Below are 19408 nucleotides of genomic sequence, written 5' to 3'. Positions count from 1 at the left end.
GCCTTTCGTCGAAAGGCGGGTCTTTTGCGGCTTAGTCTGTCGCAATGTCTTTTTTGATCACGATACTTTCATACAGCCACACGGTGAGCGCGTAATACACCGCGTAAAGGATAATGAAGATGCCAAACGGCAACAAGAGGTTGTGGTAAGGATGTTGCAAGAGCCCGACGAACAACTGCAGCCCGAACAAGACATGGACGATCCCGAGTAACCCAGGGAACAAGAACAACGCCCCAATCTCTTCGCGGACGGACTTGCGCAACAAGCCTGGCCGCACCCCGATCTTTTGCAGCATCAGGTAGCGGCTGGCATCGAAGCTGGCGCCGCTTAAGATCTTGAACATCAGCGTCGATGCCAGCATGGCCAAAAAGGCGATCCCGAGGAAAAAGCCCATGAACGCAAGTCCCGAGTACATGCCATTGATCAGCTCGTAGATCATGAATTTCTGTCCCGACTGATCCATCGACTTGACGTGGTATTGCTGATTTTGTTGCGTGACCATCGTCTTGATCGCATCGTAGTTCGCGGCAAAATCTTTCACCTGATAGGCCTTGATTGTGCGGGTCGTGCCGGCCGTCTTCACGAAATCAGCGTGTGAGACGACCTGCATCTGCCGCGCGTTGTCCGCAGGGATCCGAAACTGGGCGAGTTGCGTGCTGGCAGACTCGGCGTATTGCGCGAAGTTTTCTGCCGTGACGGCGACTTTTTTCCAGTTGCCGTGGTTGAAGATCTCCAACTGCAGCGGCCGCGCATCGAGTTCTTGCGCATCGAGATACAAGTTCTTGGCGGTGACCTTCTGCGAATAAGTATCGGTGTGGGTGACGCCGGTGAGCCGCTTGGCCGCGGCCTGCGTCTTGGCGCCGGCGTCGATGGTCACCACGTCATAAGCACTCTGGCGGCTGGCCATCTCCGGAATATCGTGCTGGAAACCCAGCCCGACGGTGATTGCTCCTAACGCTAAGGCGAACAGCATGGCGACGACCGCCAAGATCTTGGTGTAATCGCGGATGCGAAAGCTCAGCTGACTGAGCGTGAACGTGCGCAGCCCTTTTGCGGCAAAACGCTGGTTACGCTTGAGGAGGCCGATCAGCCACACCAGCAAAGCGTTGAACAAGAAGTAGGTCCCCATGACGATCGTCACCAGCGCGATGCCGATCGCCATCATCTGCAGGTGCATGAGTTGTTGCATCGCCCAATACCCGATCGCCAGCAGTACCACCGCCAATACCGCCTGAACGATCAGCGACCAGCGCTTTTGCTGGATGCGATTCGGGGTCGTGGCCGCGTGCAGCAAGGTCAGCATGGGTGTTTTCAACAGCTTGGCGGCGTTCATGAACGCCGCGATGACAAACATCACAATGAAAAAGCCGAAAGTGACGACCAGCGCCGGTCCCCAAAACACAGAGAAATGCGTCGCCGGGGCGTGTAACATCCCGATCAACATGTGCCCGGCGATACCGGTCAGCCCCATGCCAACGATCACGCCGACGATCGCCGCCAACAAGCCGACGCTGACGGTTTCGATGAAGATCAACTGGGCGATCTTGCGCGACTTGGCCCCAAGCATCATGAACATCGCGTAATCGCGCTGGCGCATGCTCATCAAAAACGTGTTGGCGTAAACGACATACACCATCGTGATGATGACCAACAGCACCTCACCGAAACCGAAGATGATCGGGGTCATCCCGATCGGTGAGTTGCTGGTCAAGAAGGCCTTGTTGGTCGCCAACGCCATAAACATATAAAATACCGCGCTGGCGATCACCAGACCTGAAAACAAGACGGCATAATCGCGAAAACGCGAACGGATCCCGCCTAAAGCTAATTTACGTAACATGATTGCCTCCGATCACTGCTGGAACGTGCCAAGCGTCTCTAAGATCTCTTGATAAAACGCCGCTTGGCTCTTGTCACCGTGCACCAACTCAGAGCCGATTTGGCCGTCTTTGATGAACAAGATGCGCTGCGCATACGACGCGGAAAATGGATCATGCGTGACCAAGAGGATCGACACGCCTTGGTCCTGGTTGAGGCGGGTCATCGTGTCTAACAGTTCCTTGGCAGACTGAGAATCCAGCGCCCCGGTCGGTTCATCGCCGAACAAGATCGCGGGTTCTTGCACCAGCGCCCGCGCGGCGGCGACACGCTGCTTTTGCCCGCCTGAAAGCTCGGTGGGATAGTGGTCGAGCACTTCTTGAATCCCCAAGGTGGCAGCGATCTTATCAACGGCGGCCACCTGTTTTTGATGGTTGACGCTTTGCAATGCCAGCGGCAAGGCGATATTTTCGCGGGCCGTCAGGTTCTCCAGCAAGTTGAAATCTTGGAAAATGAAGCCAATCTGCTTGGCGCGGAAGTCGGACAGCTTGTCGCCTTTGAGCGCCGTCACGTCTTGGCCGTTGATAGCAACCGTGCCGGACGTCGGGCGATCCAGCGTCGATAGAATATTTATCAGCGTCGTCTTCCCTGAACCAGACGCCCCCATGATCCCGACAAATTCACCGGGTTGAACGGAAAAGGTGACCCCTTTTAACGCTTGGAACTGTTTTTCGTTAGCTTTGCCGTAAGTCTTCGTGACCGCATCGACGGCAACGACAGGTTGGTTTTGCATCAAAATTACCTCCATTGATGTTTCGTATGAAGCTATCGTACCGTAAAATTCTGCCTGATGCGCGAACATCATCTAACAAAGCTGTAAGGCGCGAAAGATTTCCCAGGAAATTTCTGCAAAAGCGTTCCCTCATCTATGAAAATTTAGTAGAATGGGACGATTGTGCTTTTGCGCACCAATGCGCTGAAAGGAGGCACCCATGTACCAGAACAAAGCGCCAGGCGCGTGTGCCAGCCGCTTATAGCTGTCGCACGTACTTTGGAGGACAACATGCAGTCTGATACGAAACAAAAGCAATATATTCCTTGGGTCATCGTCGGTTTGATGGACTTTGTCACCGTCATCGGCTTTGACGACATTATTTATAACTTTCAGAATCAAGGCCTCGTCGCCGTCACCTCATGGGTGATCATGACGATTTTTTACGTCATTCCTTACAACCTGATCGTCGCCCACATGGGATCGACCTTCTCTGAACTCGGAGGCGGGATCACCAGCTGGATGCGCCAAACCAACGGCGACACCGTCGGCTATTTCGCCGCGTGGTTCTATTGGATCACCGGCCTGCCTTACGTTGTCGACGTCGCCAATTCTGTCGTCATCTCGCTGGGCTGGATCACCAACGGCAACGGCAACATCCAAGCGCACCTAGGCAATGCCTGGTTTGGCGTGTTGACCGCCGTCGTGTTTGTCGTGTTCATCTGGCTACAACACTTTTTCAAAAACAAGTCGCTGGAAGTCATGTCGACCATTGGTGGCGGCGCGATGTTTGTGATGACCATCTTGTTTGTCGTGATGACCTTCGTCGGCCTCGCGCATGGCAACCCGATCGCCACGCATCCGTTCCATTTCTCCAGCTTCATGCCCAAAGACTTCTTCTCGCTGTCATTCCTGTCCACGTTCGGCCTGTTCGTCTTTGCCATGAACGGCTCTGAACTTGCGGCCCCTTACACCGCAGACATGAAACACCCTGCCAAGGACTTCCCGAAGGCCTTGAAGATGATCGCGATCATGACCATGTTCTTGACGCTTTTTGGCACGTTCTCGTTAGGCGTGTACTTCAACGCCCATCACCTGCCGAATGATTTGAAAATGAACGGCTCCTACTACGCCTTTCAGGCAATCGGGCAACAATTCGGCCTGGGCAACGGCTTGATGTATCTGTTTGCCGTCGTCCAAGGGCTCTACATGCTCGCGCAGCTGGCGGTGATCTTAGACGCCTCTACCCGTGTTTTCTTGTCTGACGTTGCCAAGCGCTTCATGCCGCGCCAACTCACCAAAAAAACCGCAGACGGCCTGCCGATCAACGGCTACTGGCTGACCACGATCTTGTGTGCGATCATCATGGCACTAGGAGGAATGTTGCCGCAGATCAACGACATCTTTAACTGGCTGTTGAACCTCAACGGCATCGTGTCCCCATTTTCAACGATGTTCTTATTCTGGTCTTACATCATGGTCCGTCGCCACGCCGATCGCTTCCCGACGCCGGCCTACAAATACATCAAGTCTGACAAGTTGGGCTTGATCGTCGGGTTGTGGATGCTGATCATTACCTTCTTGCTGGCAACGATGGGCTTTTATCCGACCGACGCAACCCCAAAGACGTTTGCGCTGATGTTAACGCTGAACATCGTCGTCCCGATCGGGATGGTGCTGTTAGGCTTCATGATGCCTTGGATCGCCAAGCGCCAAGCCAACGGTAACGCCTTTGGCCGCGGCACCTGGTGGCTCTTCACGGCCATCGTCGCCATCGTCCTCGTCTATCTGATCAGCGACGGCATCAACACCAGCCTCCTCGTGCACCAAAGCACAGGGTTGCGCTACGGCACCACCGTTGTCGTCGATTTAATCCTCTTAGGATTGATCCTCAAGATGACCAAAAACGGCCGCAACGGCACCACAGAATAATCACCACCACTTCCGTAAGCGGAGGAGTCCCCGACTCCCCCGCTTATTTGTGCTGTCGTTGTCCGGCAGCGTAAGTCCTCTTTGGGATGTGTTGGGGATAGTGGTATAGGTCCGGACGGGGTGCACTCCAGACGGATATGGCTGGAACGGTGCGAGGCGCTCGGGAGCTAACTCTTCGCTGCGCTACGAGTGGATCTCCCTCGACGCCGTTGTTGTAGGCGGTAAACCGCCAACAACAATGTCGCGCCTGAGCCATATCTGTCTTCCGCGCACCCCGTCCTTACATTTGCGTCCTAAAAATTCAAGGTGGCGGTTTCCAAGACTGGAGAAATTGAATAGCGACCAGCGATATTAGTTGTGAGTGGTCTATTCATGATTGAATGAATCGTACTTGTCCGATACATCAAACTATCCTGATACGCAGAATCTAGGATGCGGGCGAAAGTGACGGAAGCAGGTCAATCTGACGTGGTGAGATTGCTGTTAGCGACTTGTCGCTTACAGCAAGGCGCAGGTGGAGATCCACTTCGTCGCAGACGAAGTTAGCGAAGCCGAACCCTCTCCACGACAGATTGAAACCTGCTGGAGTCGCTTTCGCCCGCACCCGACCGCGATTGGTCTACAGCCAACTATGCGCTTACGTTGCCGGACAACGGTAGCAAGAAGCTAAACACACGGAATTTTGATTTAACATTATTTAACTGTGTGCGCCTGATTATGGCCAAAAAATATTGTCAGAATCTATCAATCCTGCTATGCTAGACGGGACAAGGGATGCAATCGCTGACAGCCATCATCGTGGTCATGTTGCGACTTGTTTTTCACATTTAATCATCATATACTTCACATTATGTTGTCATTTAACGCATCAAAGGAGGTCATCACTCGTGAAATGGGGATTCATTAACGCTAGTCCTAACGCCAATGGGCACACCGCACAACTAGGGGCTTACTTATTAGCAGATCAAACCGCCACGACCTGGTCGTTGGTCGACTACAACATCAACCAACTCGGCCAACAACGAGACGACGACTTCCTGCCGCTCATCGGCCAAGTCGCCGCCTGCGATGCCTTATTGATCGGCACGCCGGTGTATTGGTCGGATATGACCGGTTTGCTCAAGACCTTCTTGGATCGCTGCACGCTGGTCGCCAAGCACTTCGACTTTTCAGCGATGCCGACTTACGCACTGATCGACGGCACCCAGACCCCTGCCACTACTGCACCCGGTATCGCCGTGGCGGTGGCACAACTCGCTGATTTTCTAAAACTCACGTATCGCGAAGCGGTTTATGTCGACACCAGCGTCATCAAGCGGCGCTCGGATTTTGCCAACGCGCTGGCCACCACCCAACAACATATTCGAACGGAGGCGAGCGCACATGCCTGACGCTTTTGTCGGCGATGACCTCGTCGTCGCTTATGGGCGAAAAACGATCATCGACCATCAACATATCCGCATCCCGGCTGGCAAAATCACCGGCCTGATTGGTCCCAACGGCAGCGGCAAGTCCACCTTGCTCAAGGCGCTGGGTGGTCTCAATCCCTTAGTGGCAGGCAAAGTCTCGGTCAACGGCCGCGATTTGGCAAAGCTGTCCCCTAAGGCGATCGCCAAAGAGATCGCCTATCTCGCCCAATCGCCGTCAGTGCCTGGTGATCTCACCGTCGCCACCTTGGTGCGGCTCGGACGGTATGCTTACCACAAGGGCTTTTTTGGCCACGATACGCAAGAAGAAGCACAGGTCCGCCAGGCGCTGGTCGAAGCCAAGATCGCCGATTTCGCCAACCGCCCACTGAACAGTCTCTCCGGCGGCCAACGCCAGCGCGCCTTCATCGCGATGACACTGGCGCAAAACGCGCCAATCGTGATGCTCGATGAGCCGACGACCTATCTCGATCTCACCCATCAGCTGGATGTCTTGAACCTGATGCAGCAACTCAATCGCGACGTCAACAAAACGATCGTTGTCGTGCTGCACGACTTGAACCAAGCCGCGCGCTATTGCGATCAGTTATTGTGTGTCCATGACGGCCAGATCGTCGCTTCCGGGACGCCAAGCGAAGTATTGACAGCCCCGCTGTTGGCGCAGGTATTTCAGGTCAGTGCCACCGTGGTCCAACCGGCTGGCTGTCAGTTCCCCCAACTGCTGAACGCACAGACGCTGGTGGACGCGTGAAGCCCGTGCGGTTAGGAGTCCTGAACGCCGGGCTCATCGTCTTGGTCCTTATCGTCGGACTGGTCAGCTTGTCTGCCGGCGTCCACTGGTACGCCCCGCAACGGCTGATTACCGGAGGCTCCTTGACGCACCAGATCCTGCTGGGGATCCGCCTGCCGCGAGTCATCTGCGCGGCACTGGTCGGGGCCTTGCTCGCGTTATCCGGCCAGCTCATGCAGTCGCTCGCCCACAACCCGATCGCAGACCCGTCGATCCTGGGGGTCAACGCCGGAGCCACGTTGGCTTTGATGATCGGTGGTTTGGCCGGGCTTGATCTCACCATCGCCAACACGGTATGGCTGAGTTTTCTAGGCGCCTGTATCGCCTTCTTCATTGTCTTAGCGCTGGCCATGCGTCGCGGAGGATTGGATATCTTGCGCTTTATCCTCGGCGGCACCGTCTTGTCCAGCTTGTTGACCTGTGTGGCTTATGCGGTCGGCCTGTTGACCAACAGCACCGCGCAGTTTCGCAACCTGCTCGTCGGCGGCTTCGCCAACGCCACCCCCGCGCAGGCCAAGGTCTTGGCGATCGTCACCGCCTTGGTCGTCATCGTCGCCATCTGTGCGCACAAGGAACTGTCGCTGATGATTCTCGACGACACCACCGCCAAAAGCCTCGGGGTCAATCCCGGCCGAATCCGGTTGCTGGCTGCGTGTCTGGTCGTTGTTTGTGCCGGTATGGCAGTGGCCGTCGCCGGCAACATCGGGTTTGTCGGACTTGGCATCCCCCAGATCATCGCGTATTTACATCCAGACCGGCTCGAGCGCAACATCGCCCCAACCATGCTCGCCGGGGCTGTATTCATGCTGGTGGTCGATACGTTGGCCAAAACGCTCACCGCGCCTAACGAACTGCCGCTGTCAGCGCTCAGTGCCATCTGCGGCGGGGCCTTCTTGTTTCTCATCTTGGCCCGATCGAAGGAGGTGGCAGCATGAAAAACTTGCTGTTCACCTTCGCCGCGGTCGTCTTAACGCTGGCTTTAGCGCTTGTATGCCTGATGCTCGGTGACATCCACCTCAGCTTCCTGCGGGTGCTTGGCGCCTTGTTCGGAAGCGGCGATCGGATCGCGACCCTCGTGGTCTGGACAATGCGCCTACCTTATGTCGTGGCGGCGCTGATCACCGGGACCACCCTTGCCACCAGCGGCTTATTGCTTCAGCGCCTGACCGCCAATCCGTTGGTCGATTCCTCGATCCTCGGGGTCAACGCCGGAGCCAGCCTCGGGGCGGTGATCCTCATCACCCTCAGTGCCAGCCACCACGGCCTTTCTGTGCAGCGGTGGTTGCCGTTGGCCGCGATCTTAGGCGCCTGCATCGCCTTGGCGATCGTTAACACGCAAAAAGGCGCACACTCGCGGCTGCTGCTCTTGTTGCGCGGCGTCGCCTTGACGGCTTTGTTGAACGGTGTGATCTTACTGCTCCAACTGAACATGAACACGTTTGACTTCGAACGCGTATTGACCTGGCTTTCGGGCAGCTTCTGGAACACCGACTGGGCGTTTCTGGCCCGCTATGGGGTCGTGGCGATCTTACTCCTGATTGCTGTGGCCGCACTAAGCCGCCCGCTGTCAGCGCTGATTTTAGGCGACGACATGGCGCAAAGCATTGGCGTCAACGTCGCCAGCACCAAGCGCTGGTTGCTGTTGCTGGCCATCGCGCTGGCAGCAGTCGCCGTGGCCGTCGGCGGGGCCATCAGCCTCGTCGGCTTGATGGCGCCTAACATTGCCAAATACATCTGCGGTAGCCGCTTCAGCCGGCTTTTCCCTGTCACGATCCTGTTGGGTGCCAGCATCATGCTCGCGGCCACCGCCGTCGCCAACAACCTTTTCTTACCCTCGACACTGCCGGTCGGGTTGGTGGTCGCGGTCATCACGATGCCTTACTTTTTATTTCAGCTTTTTCACGACTAGGAGGACTCCTTATGCGAAAACGATTCTTATTCATTGCCTTGGCCGCCAGCCTGCTCCTCGCCGGTTGTGCGAACAACAAACCGACGTCGACCACGCCTGCTACCCGCACCGTGACAACCACCGCCGGCAAAACCAAGATCCCGGCTCATCCCAAGCGGGTCGTCGCGACCGTCTATACCGACGAGTTGTTGGCGTTAGGCGTCCATGTGGTCGGCTCCACCCAGATGGATCTGGCCAATCCTTGGCTGAGCGCTAAGCAAACCAAGGGTATCAAGAATCTCGGCAACGCGATGAACCAAGAAGCCATCTTGAAGCTGGATCCTGACTTGATCGTCACTTCCAACGAAGCCGACGTGAAGAAGCTCAAGAAGATCGCCCCGGTCTTGTACGTTCCTTATGGCTCGACCGGCGATGTTTACCAGACGCTGGCCAAGTTTGGCACCTACATGAACAAACCCGCCAAAGCCAAGGCCGTCGCCAAAGACCTGAAGCAAACCGCCAAGACACAGGTGACCAAGCTCAAAGCCGCAGGGATCGATCCGGCTAAGACGACGGTATCCTTCTTCGACATTCAAGCCAACAAACTCTACGTCGATGGCTCGACTTGGGGCCGCGGCGGCAACGCGATCGTTACCGCTATGGGCTTTAAGCTCAATGCCGCTTCGCAAAAAGTCGAAGCCGGCACTGGCTACAAACAGATCTCGACAGAAGCCGCGCCGACTTATGCCGGTGACTGGATCTTCTTCTCCAACACCAGCGGCTCCAAGCAATCACTGGCGGACCTCAAGGCCAACGCCGTGTGGAAGCAGTTGCCTGCCGTCAAGGCTAACCATGTCGTTGAGTTGCCGTTCACGAAAATGTATTACTACGATCCTATCGCCGTGCGCGGCCAGATCAACTTGGTCGCCAAGACGATGCTCGCCCAACAATAGCTCAGCCGCCCAGCAGCCGTGTCTGCTGGGTTTTTTGTGCGTGCCAAACATGTTACACTAGACTTATTGAAGACGAAGGGAGCGAGCCGCCATGCGCCAGAAAATCAACGGCAAAGCTTAATTTAACACTCACAAGCAGGCTCGCAACACCCAAACGGTAGCCGTGCTATCGTTTTTTGTGTGGTTGCAAGCAGAAGGAGCCAACGTGCAAGAAACTCATCAACAACCTGAAAAAGTCCTGGTCACCGGCATCAGCCGCGGCAAAGAGGACTTCGATTACACCATGACCGAACTGGTCGAACTCGCCAAGGCGAACAACTATGACGTCGTCGGCGAACTGCGCCAGAATCTTGATCGCTCGACCGCCGCGTTTTATTTTGGTAGCGGTAAGGTCGACGAGATCCGCGAGCTGGCCGACGCCAAAGACGCCACCACCGTTTTGGTCAATGACGAACTGTCGCCATCGCAACTGCGGAACCTGGAACGCGAAACCAAGCACCACATCGTCGATCGCACTCAGCTGATCTTGGAAATCTTCGCCAACCGCGCCCAGTCCAAAACCGCGAAGATGCAAGTCGAGATCGCGCAGCTACAATACGCCTTGCCACGCCTGCATCCCAGCGCTAACAAGCTGGATCAGCAAGGTGGCGGTGGCGGCCTGGCCAACCGTGGTGCCGGGGAAACCAAACTCGAAATGGACAAGCGGGTCTTAAACAAGCGGATCGCCCGTTTGCGCCGTGAGCTCAAAGACGCCGACATCGGCGAAGAAGTCCGCCGCGCCCAACGTGAAACTAACGAGTTGCCGACTGTCGCCTTAGTTGGCTATACCAACGCCGGCAAGTCGACCACTATGAACGGGCTGCTGGCACTTTTCTCCGACCATCCAGAAACCAAACAGGTCTTTGAAAAAGACATGCTGTTTGCCACGCTGGACACCTCGGTCCGCCAAATTACCTTGCCAGACAAGCGCAAGTTCCTGTTGTCTGACACCGTCGGCTTCGTCTCCAAGTTGCCTCACACCTTGATCGACGCCTTCAAGGCGACCCTGGCAGAAGCGGCCAACGCAGACTTACTCATCCAAGTGGTCGACTACGCTGACGAACATTCTCAAGAGATGATGGCCGTCACGGAAAAAACTTTGGCTTCCATCGGCATCACAGATATCCCGATGATTGTCGCCTACAACAAGGCTGATCTGCGCGAAGGCGCCCAATATCCGGAAATCAACGGTGATGATTTGATCTACTCCGCCCGCGATCACAACTCGCTGATCAAGCTCACCGAGCTGATTAAACAGCATCTGTATGCCACCGATCAGACCAACACCTACTTGGTGCCGTTCACCGAAGGGGCAGTGGTTGATTTCATCAACCGCGAAACCAGCGTCAGCGCCACCGACTACACCGAATCCGGAACCCGGATCACGACCACCGTTAACCCGATCCAAGCCGGCAAGCTCCGCGGCTACCTGATCGAAGACTAACTGATTCCATAAGCGTGTGCCCCAAGCGGCCACACGCTTTTTTTTGATTTCCCGGGAAATAGTCACTCACCGTCGCGACTTGCTGCCGGCGTTTTGCAGGTGTGTGGCGCGATAACGGATATAGACATACGCCAGCACCCCGACTAAGACACTAAAGCCAACGATCGTGTACCATGGCCAATGCGCCCAGATCCGCAATGCCCCAAACGCCGCTCCGGCCAGTCCCGCAATGACAAACATCGTTTTGACCCACCGCGGCATCTTCAGCCGCCGCAGATGCGCTTGAAGGCGGGACAACAAGACAGACATCGCACTGGTAAGAATCATCACAAACAAAATCAACGTTGACCAAGTATCTGTGATGTCAAAATCGTGCCAGCCCAACAGATATCCGACACACCCAAAAATCAAAATGGCGTCGATGCCAAACAACAGCCAGCTGACATGCCGGACACGGTGCAAAACCGTGTCGCGCTGTTTAAACACGGCCTGCATCTGGGTGTCACCTTTAAGCAGGTCATCCAAAGAGAGCTGATACAAGGCACTCAACGCGATCAAGCTGGTGATGTCCGGATAACTGTGTCCCGTCTCCCAACTCGAAATGGTTTGCCGAGACACATGCAATCTGGTCGCGACAGTCTGTTGCGTCAAGTCTTGCGCGGTGCGGGCGTGTTGCAAGCGGTCTCCGATCGTGGTCATGGTGATCCCTCCATTTTTTCTTTTAGCATACGCGCGCCAGGCCTGAAAGCCTAGCTAAGAATCTCGGCATTCGGACCTGATTCAAACAAATAGGCGTCTTTGCAACGAATCGTTGCAAAGACGCCTATTGCAGATGGTTCAGCGTACGCCAGAAGACATCCGCTTGTTGATCATGCGCGATAGCAAAGACAGCGCGTAGTTGACGATGAAGTACAACACCGCCAGCGCGACAAACATCGGAATCATGTAGTTGATATTTTGCCCGTAGATGATCTGCGCGTGATAGGTCAGTTCTGGCAACAGGATGATCGTCGCCAAACTAGTGTCTTTGACCAGCGAGATGAACTGGCTGACGATCGGCGGAATCATGGCCTTGAACGCCTGAGGCAACACGATGTGAATCATCGCTTGCGAATAAGTCAACCCGTTACTGCGGGCCGCTTCCATCTGCCCGGTCGGAACCGCATTGATCCCGGAACGCACGATTTCGGCTAACATCGCAGATTCAAACACCGTCATCGCCACGATCGACGCGGGGATCACCGGCAACCGTACCCCGACGTTAGGTAACGCGAAGTAGGTGAAAAACAAGATCAACAGCAGCGGCAAGTTCCGGATCAAATCGATCACGAACCCGACCAGCGGTGAGAAGATCCGGATATTGACGTAGCGTGCGACCCCGAGCAAGGTGCCGATGATGAAGCTGAAGAAGATCGAGGTCACACTGACCTCAAGCGTCACCCAGAGGCCCTGCAGCAGGTAAGCCAGATTGACTTGAGAATAAGCATCGATAAAATTCTGCATGATGGGACCTCCTTTCTAGTCGACATTCCATTTTTTCTCGAGATACCGCATGAAATACGACAGCGGCATCGTCAAGATCAGATACAACAACCCCACCGCCAGATAAGTATCGAAGGTGTTGAAGGTCTCGTTGGCAATGATCTTGCCTTGATACATCAGATCGAACCCGGCGACAAAGGCCAGGATCGACGAGTTCTTCACCAGGTTGATAAACTGGTTGCCCAGTGGCGGGATGACGATCTTGATGGCCTGCGGGAAAATGATGTTCACCATGGCTTGCGTGTAGGTCATCCCCACTGACCGCGCGCCTTCCATCTGCCCGACCGCCACGGATTGGATGCCGGCTCTGATCGTTTCGGCAATGAACGCACTGGTGTAGATCGTCAAGCCGATCGTCCCGGCGGTGAAACCATCGATCTGCGCGACGTAAGCCGGCACGATAACGTAAAACGCCATCGTGATGACCAACAGCGGAATGTTCCGCACGACTTCCACATAGATATGGCCGATAACGCTTAATGCGCGATGGCTCGACAGTTCCATCAGGGCAAATGCCGTCCCGATGATCAAGCTGCCGATCAAGGCAATGATCGAACTAGCGAGCGTATACCCGAGCCCTGACAGCAGTGTCGGGAGGTGTTGGATGAGGATCGTGAACATTTACTCCACCTCCTTGATATCAAAGCCTGGCACGTCGCCAAACCATTTGTTGATCAACTTTTCGTAGGTGCCGTTTTTGCGCAAGGCATCGATCGCTTGGTTCATTCGTTTCGTCATCGCGTCTTGCCCTTTGTTGATGGCGATCCCGTACGGTTCTTTGGTGAAGGTGCCGCCGGTAACAATATAACGGTGGTCTTGTTCAGACATCCCGTACAAGATCCCGTTGTCGGTGGTGACCGCCAATCCTTGACCAGACTTCAACGCGGTGAAGGCTTGCGCATAGTCGGAAAGCTGTAACACAGTGGCTTGAGGCGCCGCTTTTTGGATGTTATCCACAGACGTCGACCCTTGAACCCCGATCACCTTGTCGCCTTTTTTGAGGTCTTTGACCGAATGGATGCGACTGCCTTTTTTTACCAGCAGTGATTGGCCGGCGTTGAAATAAGGTTGCGTGAAGTTCAAGACCTTCTGCCGGTCCGGCGTGATGGTCATCGTGGCGATGATTGCATCGATGTTGCCGCCTTTAAGCATCGGGACCCGGGTGTCTGACGTGACTTGCACCAGTTCCGCCTTGCCTTGAGGACCGAGGATCTCTTTGGTCAAGGCCTTGGCCATGTCGATATCAAAGCCTTCGATCTTGCCGCTCTTAGTGTTCATCAACCCGAACAACCGGGTATCCGCCTTGACCCCCCACACGATCGTCTTGGTTTGTTTGGCGTGTTGCAAGACGTCTTGATCAGCCAAAGACTTCCCACAGCCGGCCAAGGCGACCACAATGCCCAAGCACAACACGATCAGTGCCATGAAGTTGCGTGATTTTTTCATCTCGCCCCTCCTTAATGGTTGATGATCTTGCTGAGGAATTCTTGCGCCCGAGGTTCTTGGGGATGATCGAAGAAGCCGTTGACGTCGTCTGCATCTTCAAGGATCTGACCGTCCGCCATAAACACGATCCGGTTACCCACGTGCCGGGCGAACCCCATTTCATGCGTCACCACCGCCATCGTCATGCCTTGTTGGGCGATGTCTTGCATGACATCCAACACATCCCCGATGGTTTCAGGATCGAGTGCTGACGTCGGTTCGTCAAACAACAGCGCCTTGGGCTTCATCGCCAAACTACGCGCGATCGCGATCCGTTGTTTTTGCCCGCCGGATAATGCGGAAGGATAGGAATCGGCTTTATCTCTGAGCCCGACTTGATCCAGCAGCTTGAGCGCTTCTTCGTGTACCTCGTCTTTGTTGCGTTTCAGCACCAGAGTCGGGCCAAGCGTGATGTTTTGCATCACGGTCTTGTTGGCATACAAGTTGAAGTGCTGGAAAACCATCCCGACATTCTTGCGGATCTTGTTCATATCTGTCTTCTTATCAGCAAGGTCAAAATCGTTAACGATCAGTTGCCCAGACTGCACCCGCTCCAAGCCATTGATTGTGCGTAGAAGCGTACTTTTACCGGAACCAGACGGGCCAATAATCGTCACGACCTCGCCGCGGTCAATGGTCAGGTTGATATTTTTCAGTGCGTGGAACTTGCCATAATACTTCTCGACATCGTGGAATTCGATCATCGACATCGTAATCCCTCCTTTGTGGTATCTCCTCTGGCCCTTGACGTACACAGTGCCCTTATGAGTGATTATGAATAATTTATCATTTTTTAGCCATCTTGTCCAATTAAAAAAGGCTCTCGCACCCGCGTCGATAACAGCCTTACTGTTTCGCCGCGGGCGAGAACCTACATATATGTTGTCAGCGAGATGAGATCGCCCTTTTAAAGAACTTATCAAACCATCATTATCACGCTGATTTGTCATAAAAAAGCTTATGATTATTCAGCGACGCGCATCAACATGCGCCGCTTGCTTTGGCTGATAGGCGAGTTGAACGGTCAGCCCATAAGGTTCGCTTCTGGTCATCAGGCTCTTGCGTCCCATCTGCTTACTTTCACCGCCGGTCAGATACACGTGAGCTGCGGCCAATTGATACTCCGCCTTTGCGTCACGCACCGGGAGCAACCCCACGCGCTGAACCGTCGCCACAGGCGTGCTGCTCAAGGCGTTGACACCGCCGTATACCACCAGCGTGTCACCTTCCGCCACGACTTTGAAGAATGGGAGCTCGACCAAATTGCCGATCGCTGCCACTGGTTGATGCGACCGACGCGCGACTCTGGCGATGGCGTGATCATCCAACCCCGCGTAATTGGTGCTGAGGTTTCCTTGGGTAACCAAGCGGGCCACCAATGCGTCGAGATTGTTTTGTTGCGTGGGGGAGATGCTGATCGTCGTGGGCAACAACGCGTCGTCTTGGAACAACCCGCTGGCAGGACCTGACAGCTGAGATTTGGTCAGACTATTTTCGGCCGCCTTCATCTGGGCCTGATTGCCTCCGAGCGCTTTTTCCACCTTGGGCGAAATATCAAACTTCAATTGCTTGTCAGTGTAGTAATAAAAGACATTTAACACGATGAAGTATTCCAGCACTAAAAAGCCAATTAGGAATAACAATCCCTGCAGGCGGTAGCCCGGATAACGCAGTCCTTGGATGGCCGTATACAGCAAATAGAAGTTGGCCACAAACGCGACCACCGTAAACGCCTTTCCTTTGGCCTTATCTTGAATATTGAAATAACTCAACAGCCGATTGAGGATGTCTAATGCCGTTAACATGCTTTTGCCTCCTTAATCACTGGCCGCAGCCGATCCGGTGTCTTGCGTCGTCGATGACGCCGTGCCGGAATCAGCGCTACTCGACGATTCTGACCCGGCCTTGCTTGATTCGGCCGCAGAGCCTTGATTCGTCGTGTTGCCTTGGTTGGCGCCACCATCGGTTGTCTTACCTGTCGAGCTGGAAGACGCCCGCTCAGTTGTTTGAGGCGTCTGTTTCGTGGAAGCCGACTGTTGATCCGTTTGCGACTGGCTATTTTGATCTTGCGACTGTGCATCAGACGATGTTGAGGCATTGTCCTTGCTACTCGATGAAGCCGGTGCTGGCTTTTTACTGCTGGAGGTCGTCACCGACGAGCCGGTTTTAGCCGCCTTTTGGCTGGAAATCAAGGAACTCTGCGCCGCTTCAGACTTAGGCTTGGCGCTCGGGTTCACGGCGGTATTGATCACATTAAAACCGCTAACGAGAATAATGATGGAAACAATTGCTGCCGGTGATAATAATGGCGCTGTCCGGTATGCCATGGAATGGACTCCTTTCAAGAAAATATCATGCTTCGATTGTACCGCATCCTTCTCGACCGCTACCTTAAGTAAATGCAAAGAAACCAAAAGTACTGACGACGCGGCTAAGATTCCCCTAGTCAAGCCTAACAAACAAAATCAGCCAAGGCAAAGTCCTAGACGAAGGATTTTGCCTTGGCCGACCAGAGCGCGATCACGACCTGCTTAACGCAAGCTTCTTGGCGCAATCAGCACATAAACCATACAACTCGAAGTTGTGACTCTCGATCACAGCCCCTGGGACTTGATCTTCAAAATAGCCTAACGGACACATCTGCAACTCCTGGACGCGGTGGCAGTTGCGACAGATAAAATGGTGATGGTGCGGGTGTTGATAGTCGCATTGCAGTTTCACGATTGCCTGCTCATCTTGCACCTCAGACTCCAAAATACCAAGCCGCTCAAACGCCTTCACATTGCGATAGATCGTATCGTGAGACAACCCCGGATAGCGATCGCGCATGAACGCGTCGATACTCGTCACCGTGACATAACTATCTGCATGCTGATCGAGATACGCCACAAGATCGCGCCGCTGCTTGGTTACACGCATGCCATCGGCTTTCATCCGCTCAATTGCGATCGTCACATTCGACATGTTTTGCCTCCATTTTTAATCGTTATCATTCCGATTAAGTGAGTATAACACAATTTAATCGTGGACACCAGCAACCTCAAGGGCCACGGCGGTCATGAAATGGTCGATCGCTTTTTGAGCCTTCACCCAATCGTCGTTGGCAATCACCGTCGCATTGTGAGCCAACGCCTCCGGCAACACCAAGTCGCGCTGATACTCAGCTGACGCCAATCGTTGCGCGACCATCTGGGGGGCATCCCCGCGTGCAAGCAGGCGTGTGCGCAACACCGCAGGATCGTTGATCGTCAAAAACAATGTCGCCACTGCAGGCCCGAGCGTTTGGGCATATGTAATGGCGCCTGCCGTGTCTAACACAATGCTGGCAAACGCTGCGTGTTTCCAAGCCGCAAACAATGATTCATAAGAACTACCGTAGTGATAGCCGGCATAGGTGACGCTTTCGATGTAATGATTTTTGGCGAAGCTAGCTGCCGTTTCGAACGCATAGTCGACCCCGTCCACTTCCCCGACTCGCATCGGCCGGGTCGTGTGCGTCATCACCTTTTGGACGTGATATGTCGATTGCAGATAGCGACTCACCGTTGTTTTCCCGGTACCGGTCGCGCCTGTGATCACGATCAACTTATGCTTCACGTTGCGTGCCTCCTGCCATCTTGATCGGCACCACTTCGATGTGCAACTGATAAGCCTCAGTGGTATCCATCGCGTTAATAATAAAATGATCATCGGCAAACCAACTCAACGTCAAGCCATCTGCCACCAGCTCATCGAGTCGATGCAGATCTGAGGGCTTGGACTCGAGCCAGTCCATGATTTGATCATGCAACTGGTGAATATCCTTCAACGGACTCGCCGCCAGCTCGGTCACTAACAAGGCCACCGCTTTGTGCGTCGCTTGGTCAAAACTGGTCAGTGGTTCCGCATCGAAGCCGGCGTGAAACACCGCCAACGATTGTTGCTGATAACTTGCCCCTATCACACCATATTGCATCGCTAACGCCTCTTTTCCGGTTTTCTTTAGTATATCATCCTCAGACAGCAAAAAACCGCGGTTTCCCGCGGTTCGTCTGGAATTTACAGGCGTTTGGCAAAACTTGGCGCGTAATACGCCATGCTTTGGATCGTGACCGACTGGCCAGGTGCTGGCGCATGGATATACTGGCCACCCCCAACGTAAATCGCAACGTGTGAGGCCGAGCCGACACCGCCCCAGAAAAGCAGGTCGCCGGGCTGTAATGCCGACAGCGATACGGAAGAACCAACGTTGCTCATCGCAGCGGCGACACGCGGCAGGCTGATGCCCACTTGTGAAGCGGCGTAAACCACCAACCCGGAACAATCAAACCCACTTGGGCTGGTACCACCCCAGACATACGGTACGCCAATGTAGCGTTCCGCGATGCCGACCATCCCGCCGGCATTGCCGCTGGCATTGGTCGTTGCGGCTGGCTGACCCGCTTTGGTTGCCGTCTGTGCAGCAGCTTTAGGCTGAGCAGCATCGCTTTGCGCCGTCTTGGTTGCTGCAGCTTGGGTTGCCGCGGCTTTGGTAGCTTGCGCTTTGGCCGCAGCGTTAGCCTTGGCGATGTCCCCTTGGAGCGCTGAGACAGCCGTTTGATTGGCGGCCAACTGTTGCTGAAGTGCAGCTTGTTTGGTTTGCAGTTGCCCAGACATCGTCTTGAGCTTGTCTTGCGCTGACACCAACTTGGCTTGCTCAGCTTTGAGATCAGCGGCGTCAGCATTGGCAGCTTGCTTAAGCTTTGCCAGGTGGCTTTGGGCCGCTTGCACATCACTAAGCGCTTCTGCGTTAGCCGCATTAAGCTTGCCGACCGTTGCTGAGCGTGAAATCACCTCGTCGAGACTCTGCGCGTTCAAGACAAAATCCACATAGACATTGCCGGTCACGGAATCACCCGCCTGCTTTTGCAAGGCTTGCAGTTGCGACTTTAATGCTGCGGTTCGCTTGGCAACTTCTGCCTTGGCGTTGGTGATTTTGGTGTCATAAGCCGCCACCTTCGTATCAAGGGTGGCGATCTTTGCGGTTGTGTTTTGAATCGCGACCGTCTTGGCCGTCATCTTCGCATCAATCGCAGAAACTGCGTCTTGGGCCTTTTGCAACTGGTCTTGGATGCTACTATTGGCCGCTTGTTTGGTCGTCAAAGATTGTTTCAAATCACTGGCCCCATCGTCTGCATGGGTTAGCTGGCCGCCAACGCCTACCGTTGCCAGGATCGTTGCTGCGGCGATTGTCGTCACTGTTGCGATCAATTTCATGGTTTGTCTTCCTCCAAATTTCATGGTCTCAGTGTATCAGACTTGTGTAACAAACATGTTTCGCGATTGCGACGAATTAAAAA

20 protein-coding genes are annotated in these 19408 nt (G+C 54.5%); 7 read left to right on the top strand and 13 right to left on the bottom strand.

What is annotated here, in order from left to right:
- Positions 1-31 precede the first annotated feature (31 nt).
- Positions 32-1840: an FtsX-like permease family protein gene (locus tag ACYVRB_RS04925; protein WP_461213926.1), complete on the bottom strand. Its 1809-nt coding sequence runs from the start codon at positions 1838-1840 to the stop codon at positions 32-34.
- A gap of 12 nt (positions 1841-1852) precedes the next feature.
- Positions 1853-2611 carry an ABC transporter ATP-binding protein gene (locus ACYVRB_RS04920; protein WP_461213925.1) on the bottom strand — a complete coding sequence of 253 codons (759 nt, stop codon included), beginning with the start codon at positions 2609-2611 and terminating at the stop codon, positions 1853-1855.
- A 270-nt stretch (positions 2612-2881) separates the two neighbouring features.
- Here ACYVRB_RS04920 and ACYVRB_RS04915 point away from each other — a divergent pair, with 270 nt between their 5' ends.
- The 7 genes from ACYVRB_RS04915 to hflX all read left to right on the top strand — a co-directional run bounded on the left by ACYVRB_RS04915 (position 2882) and on the right by hflX (position 11063).
- Positions 2882-4522, top strand: coding sequence for an APC family permease (locus ACYVRB_RS04915; RefSeq protein WP_461213924.1), 1641 nt, complete (start codon positions 2882-2884; stop codon positions 4520-4522).
- Between the two features lie 887 nt (positions 4523-5409).
- On the top strand, positions 5410-5913 hold the full coding sequence (locus ACYVRB_RS04910) for an NAD(P)H-dependent oxidoreductase (protein ID WP_461213923.1): 504 nt from the start codon (positions 5410-5412) through the stop codon (positions 5911-5913).
- The gene (locus tag ACYVRB_RS04905) at positions 5906-6700 is read left to right on the top strand and encodes an ABC transporter ATP-binding protein (RefSeq protein WP_461213922.1); all 795 of its coding nucleotides are present in this window, start codon (positions 5906-5908) and stop codon (positions 6698-6700) included. The genes ACYVRB_RS04910 and ACYVRB_RS04905 overlap by 8 nt, the downstream gene beginning before the upstream one ends.
- Positions 6701-6705: 5 nt before the next feature.
- Positions 6706-7674, top strand: coding sequence for a FecCD family ABC transporter permease (locus tag ACYVRB_RS04900; RefSeq protein ID WP_461213921.1), 969 nt, complete (start codon positions 6706-6708; stop codon positions 7672-7674).
- Positions 7671-8648, top strand: coding sequence for a FecCD family ABC transporter permease (locus tag ACYVRB_RS04895; RefSeq protein WP_461213920.1), 978 nt, complete (start codon positions 7671-7673; stop codon positions 8646-8648). The genes ACYVRB_RS04900 and ACYVRB_RS04895 overlap by 4 nt, the downstream gene beginning before the upstream one ends.
- A gap of 11 nt (positions 8649-8659) precedes the next feature.
- Positions 8660-9580 carry an ABC transporter substrate-binding protein gene (locus ACYVRB_RS04890; RefSeq protein ID WP_461213919.1) on the top strand — a complete coding sequence of 307 codons (921 nt, stop codon included), beginning with the start codon at positions 8660-8662 and terminating at the stop codon, positions 9578-9580.
- A gap of 205 nt (positions 9581-9785) precedes the next feature.
- Positions 9786-11063 carry a GTPase HflX gene (gene hflX, locus ACYVRB_RS04885; RefSeq protein ID WP_461213918.1) on the top strand — a complete coding sequence of 426 codons (1278 nt, stop codon included), beginning with the start codon at positions 9786-9788 and terminating at the stop codon, positions 11061-11063.
- A 66-nt stretch (positions 11064-11129) separates the two neighbouring features.
- Here the strand turns inward: hflX and ACYVRB_RS04880 are convergent, their stop codons facing one another.
- The 11 genes from ACYVRB_RS04880 to ACYVRB_RS04830 form a co-directional block, all read right to left on the bottom strand.
- The gene (locus ACYVRB_RS04880; protein ID WP_461213917.1) at positions 11130-11762 is read right to left on the bottom strand and encodes a helix-turn-helix domain-containing protein; all 633 of its coding nucleotides are present in this window, start codon (positions 11760-11762) and stop codon (positions 11130-11132) included.
- A gap of 138 nt (positions 11763-11900) precedes the next feature.
- Positions 11901-12566 carry an amino acid ABC transporter permease gene (locus ACYVRB_RS04875; protein WP_461213916.1) on the bottom strand — a complete coding sequence of 222 codons (666 nt, stop codon included), beginning with the start codon at positions 12564-12566 and terminating at the stop codon, positions 11901-11903.
- Positions 12567-12581: 15 nt separating this feature from the next.
- Positions 12582-13226 carry an amino acid ABC transporter permease gene (locus ACYVRB_RS04870; RefSeq protein WP_461213915.1) on the bottom strand — a complete coding sequence of 215 codons (645 nt, stop codon included), beginning with the start codon at positions 13224-13226 and terminating at the stop codon, positions 12582-12584.
- Complete coding sequence (locus ACYVRB_RS04865; protein WP_461213914.1) at positions 13227-14051, bottom strand: glutamate ABC transporter substrate-binding protein; 825 nt, start codon at positions 14049-14051, stop codon at positions 13227-13229. It abuts the gene before it with no gap.
- Between the two features lie 11 nt (positions 14052-14062).
- Positions 14063-14800: an amino acid ABC transporter ATP-binding protein gene (locus ACYVRB_RS04860; protein ID WP_461213913.1), complete on the bottom strand. Its 738-nt coding sequence runs from the start codon at positions 14798-14800 to the stop codon at positions 14063-14065.
- 258 nt (positions 14801-15058) lie between these two features.
- The gene (locus ACYVRB_RS04855; protein ID WP_461213912.1) at positions 15059-15895 is read right to left on the bottom strand and encodes a DUF6681 family protein; all 837 of its coding nucleotides are present in this window, start codon (positions 15893-15895) and stop codon (positions 15059-15061) included.
- Positions 15896-15907: 12 nt separating this feature from the next.
- The gene (locus tag ACYVRB_RS04850) at positions 15908-16417 is read right to left on the bottom strand and encodes a hypothetical protein (RefSeq protein ID WP_461213911.1); all 510 of its coding nucleotides are present in this window, start codon (positions 16415-16417) and stop codon (positions 15908-15910) included.
- A gap of 193 nt (positions 16418-16610) precedes the next feature.
- Positions 16611-17054 (bottom strand): Fur family transcriptional regulator, encoded by a 444-nt coding sequence (locus ACYVRB_RS04845; protein WP_461213910.1) that lies wholly within the window; start codon positions 17052-17054, stop codon positions 16611-16613.
- 54 nt (positions 17055-17108) lie between these two features.
- Positions 17109-17687, bottom strand: a complete 579-nt coding sequence (locus ACYVRB_RS04840; RefSeq protein ID WP_461213909.1) for a guanylate kinase — start codon at positions 17685-17687, stop codon at positions 17109-17111.
- On the bottom strand, positions 17677-18045 hold the full coding sequence (locus tag ACYVRB_RS04835) for a hypothetical protein (RefSeq protein ID WP_461213908.1): 369 nt from the start codon (positions 18043-18045) through the stop codon (positions 17677-17679). The genes ACYVRB_RS04840 and ACYVRB_RS04835 overlap by 11 nt, the downstream gene beginning before the upstream one ends.
- A gap of 83 nt (positions 18046-18128) precedes the next feature.
- Positions 18129-19325 (bottom strand): C40 family peptidase, encoded by a 1197-nt coding sequence (locus tag ACYVRB_RS04830; protein ID WP_461213907.1) that lies wholly within the window; start codon positions 19323-19325, stop codon positions 18129-18131.
- Positions 19326-19408: the final 83 nt, after the last annotated feature.

The organism is Lacticaseibacillus boliensis (assembly GCF_054784775.1).
Note: the sequence above shows the minus strand (reverse complement) of the source record. Positions and strands in the feature narration are given on the sequence as shown.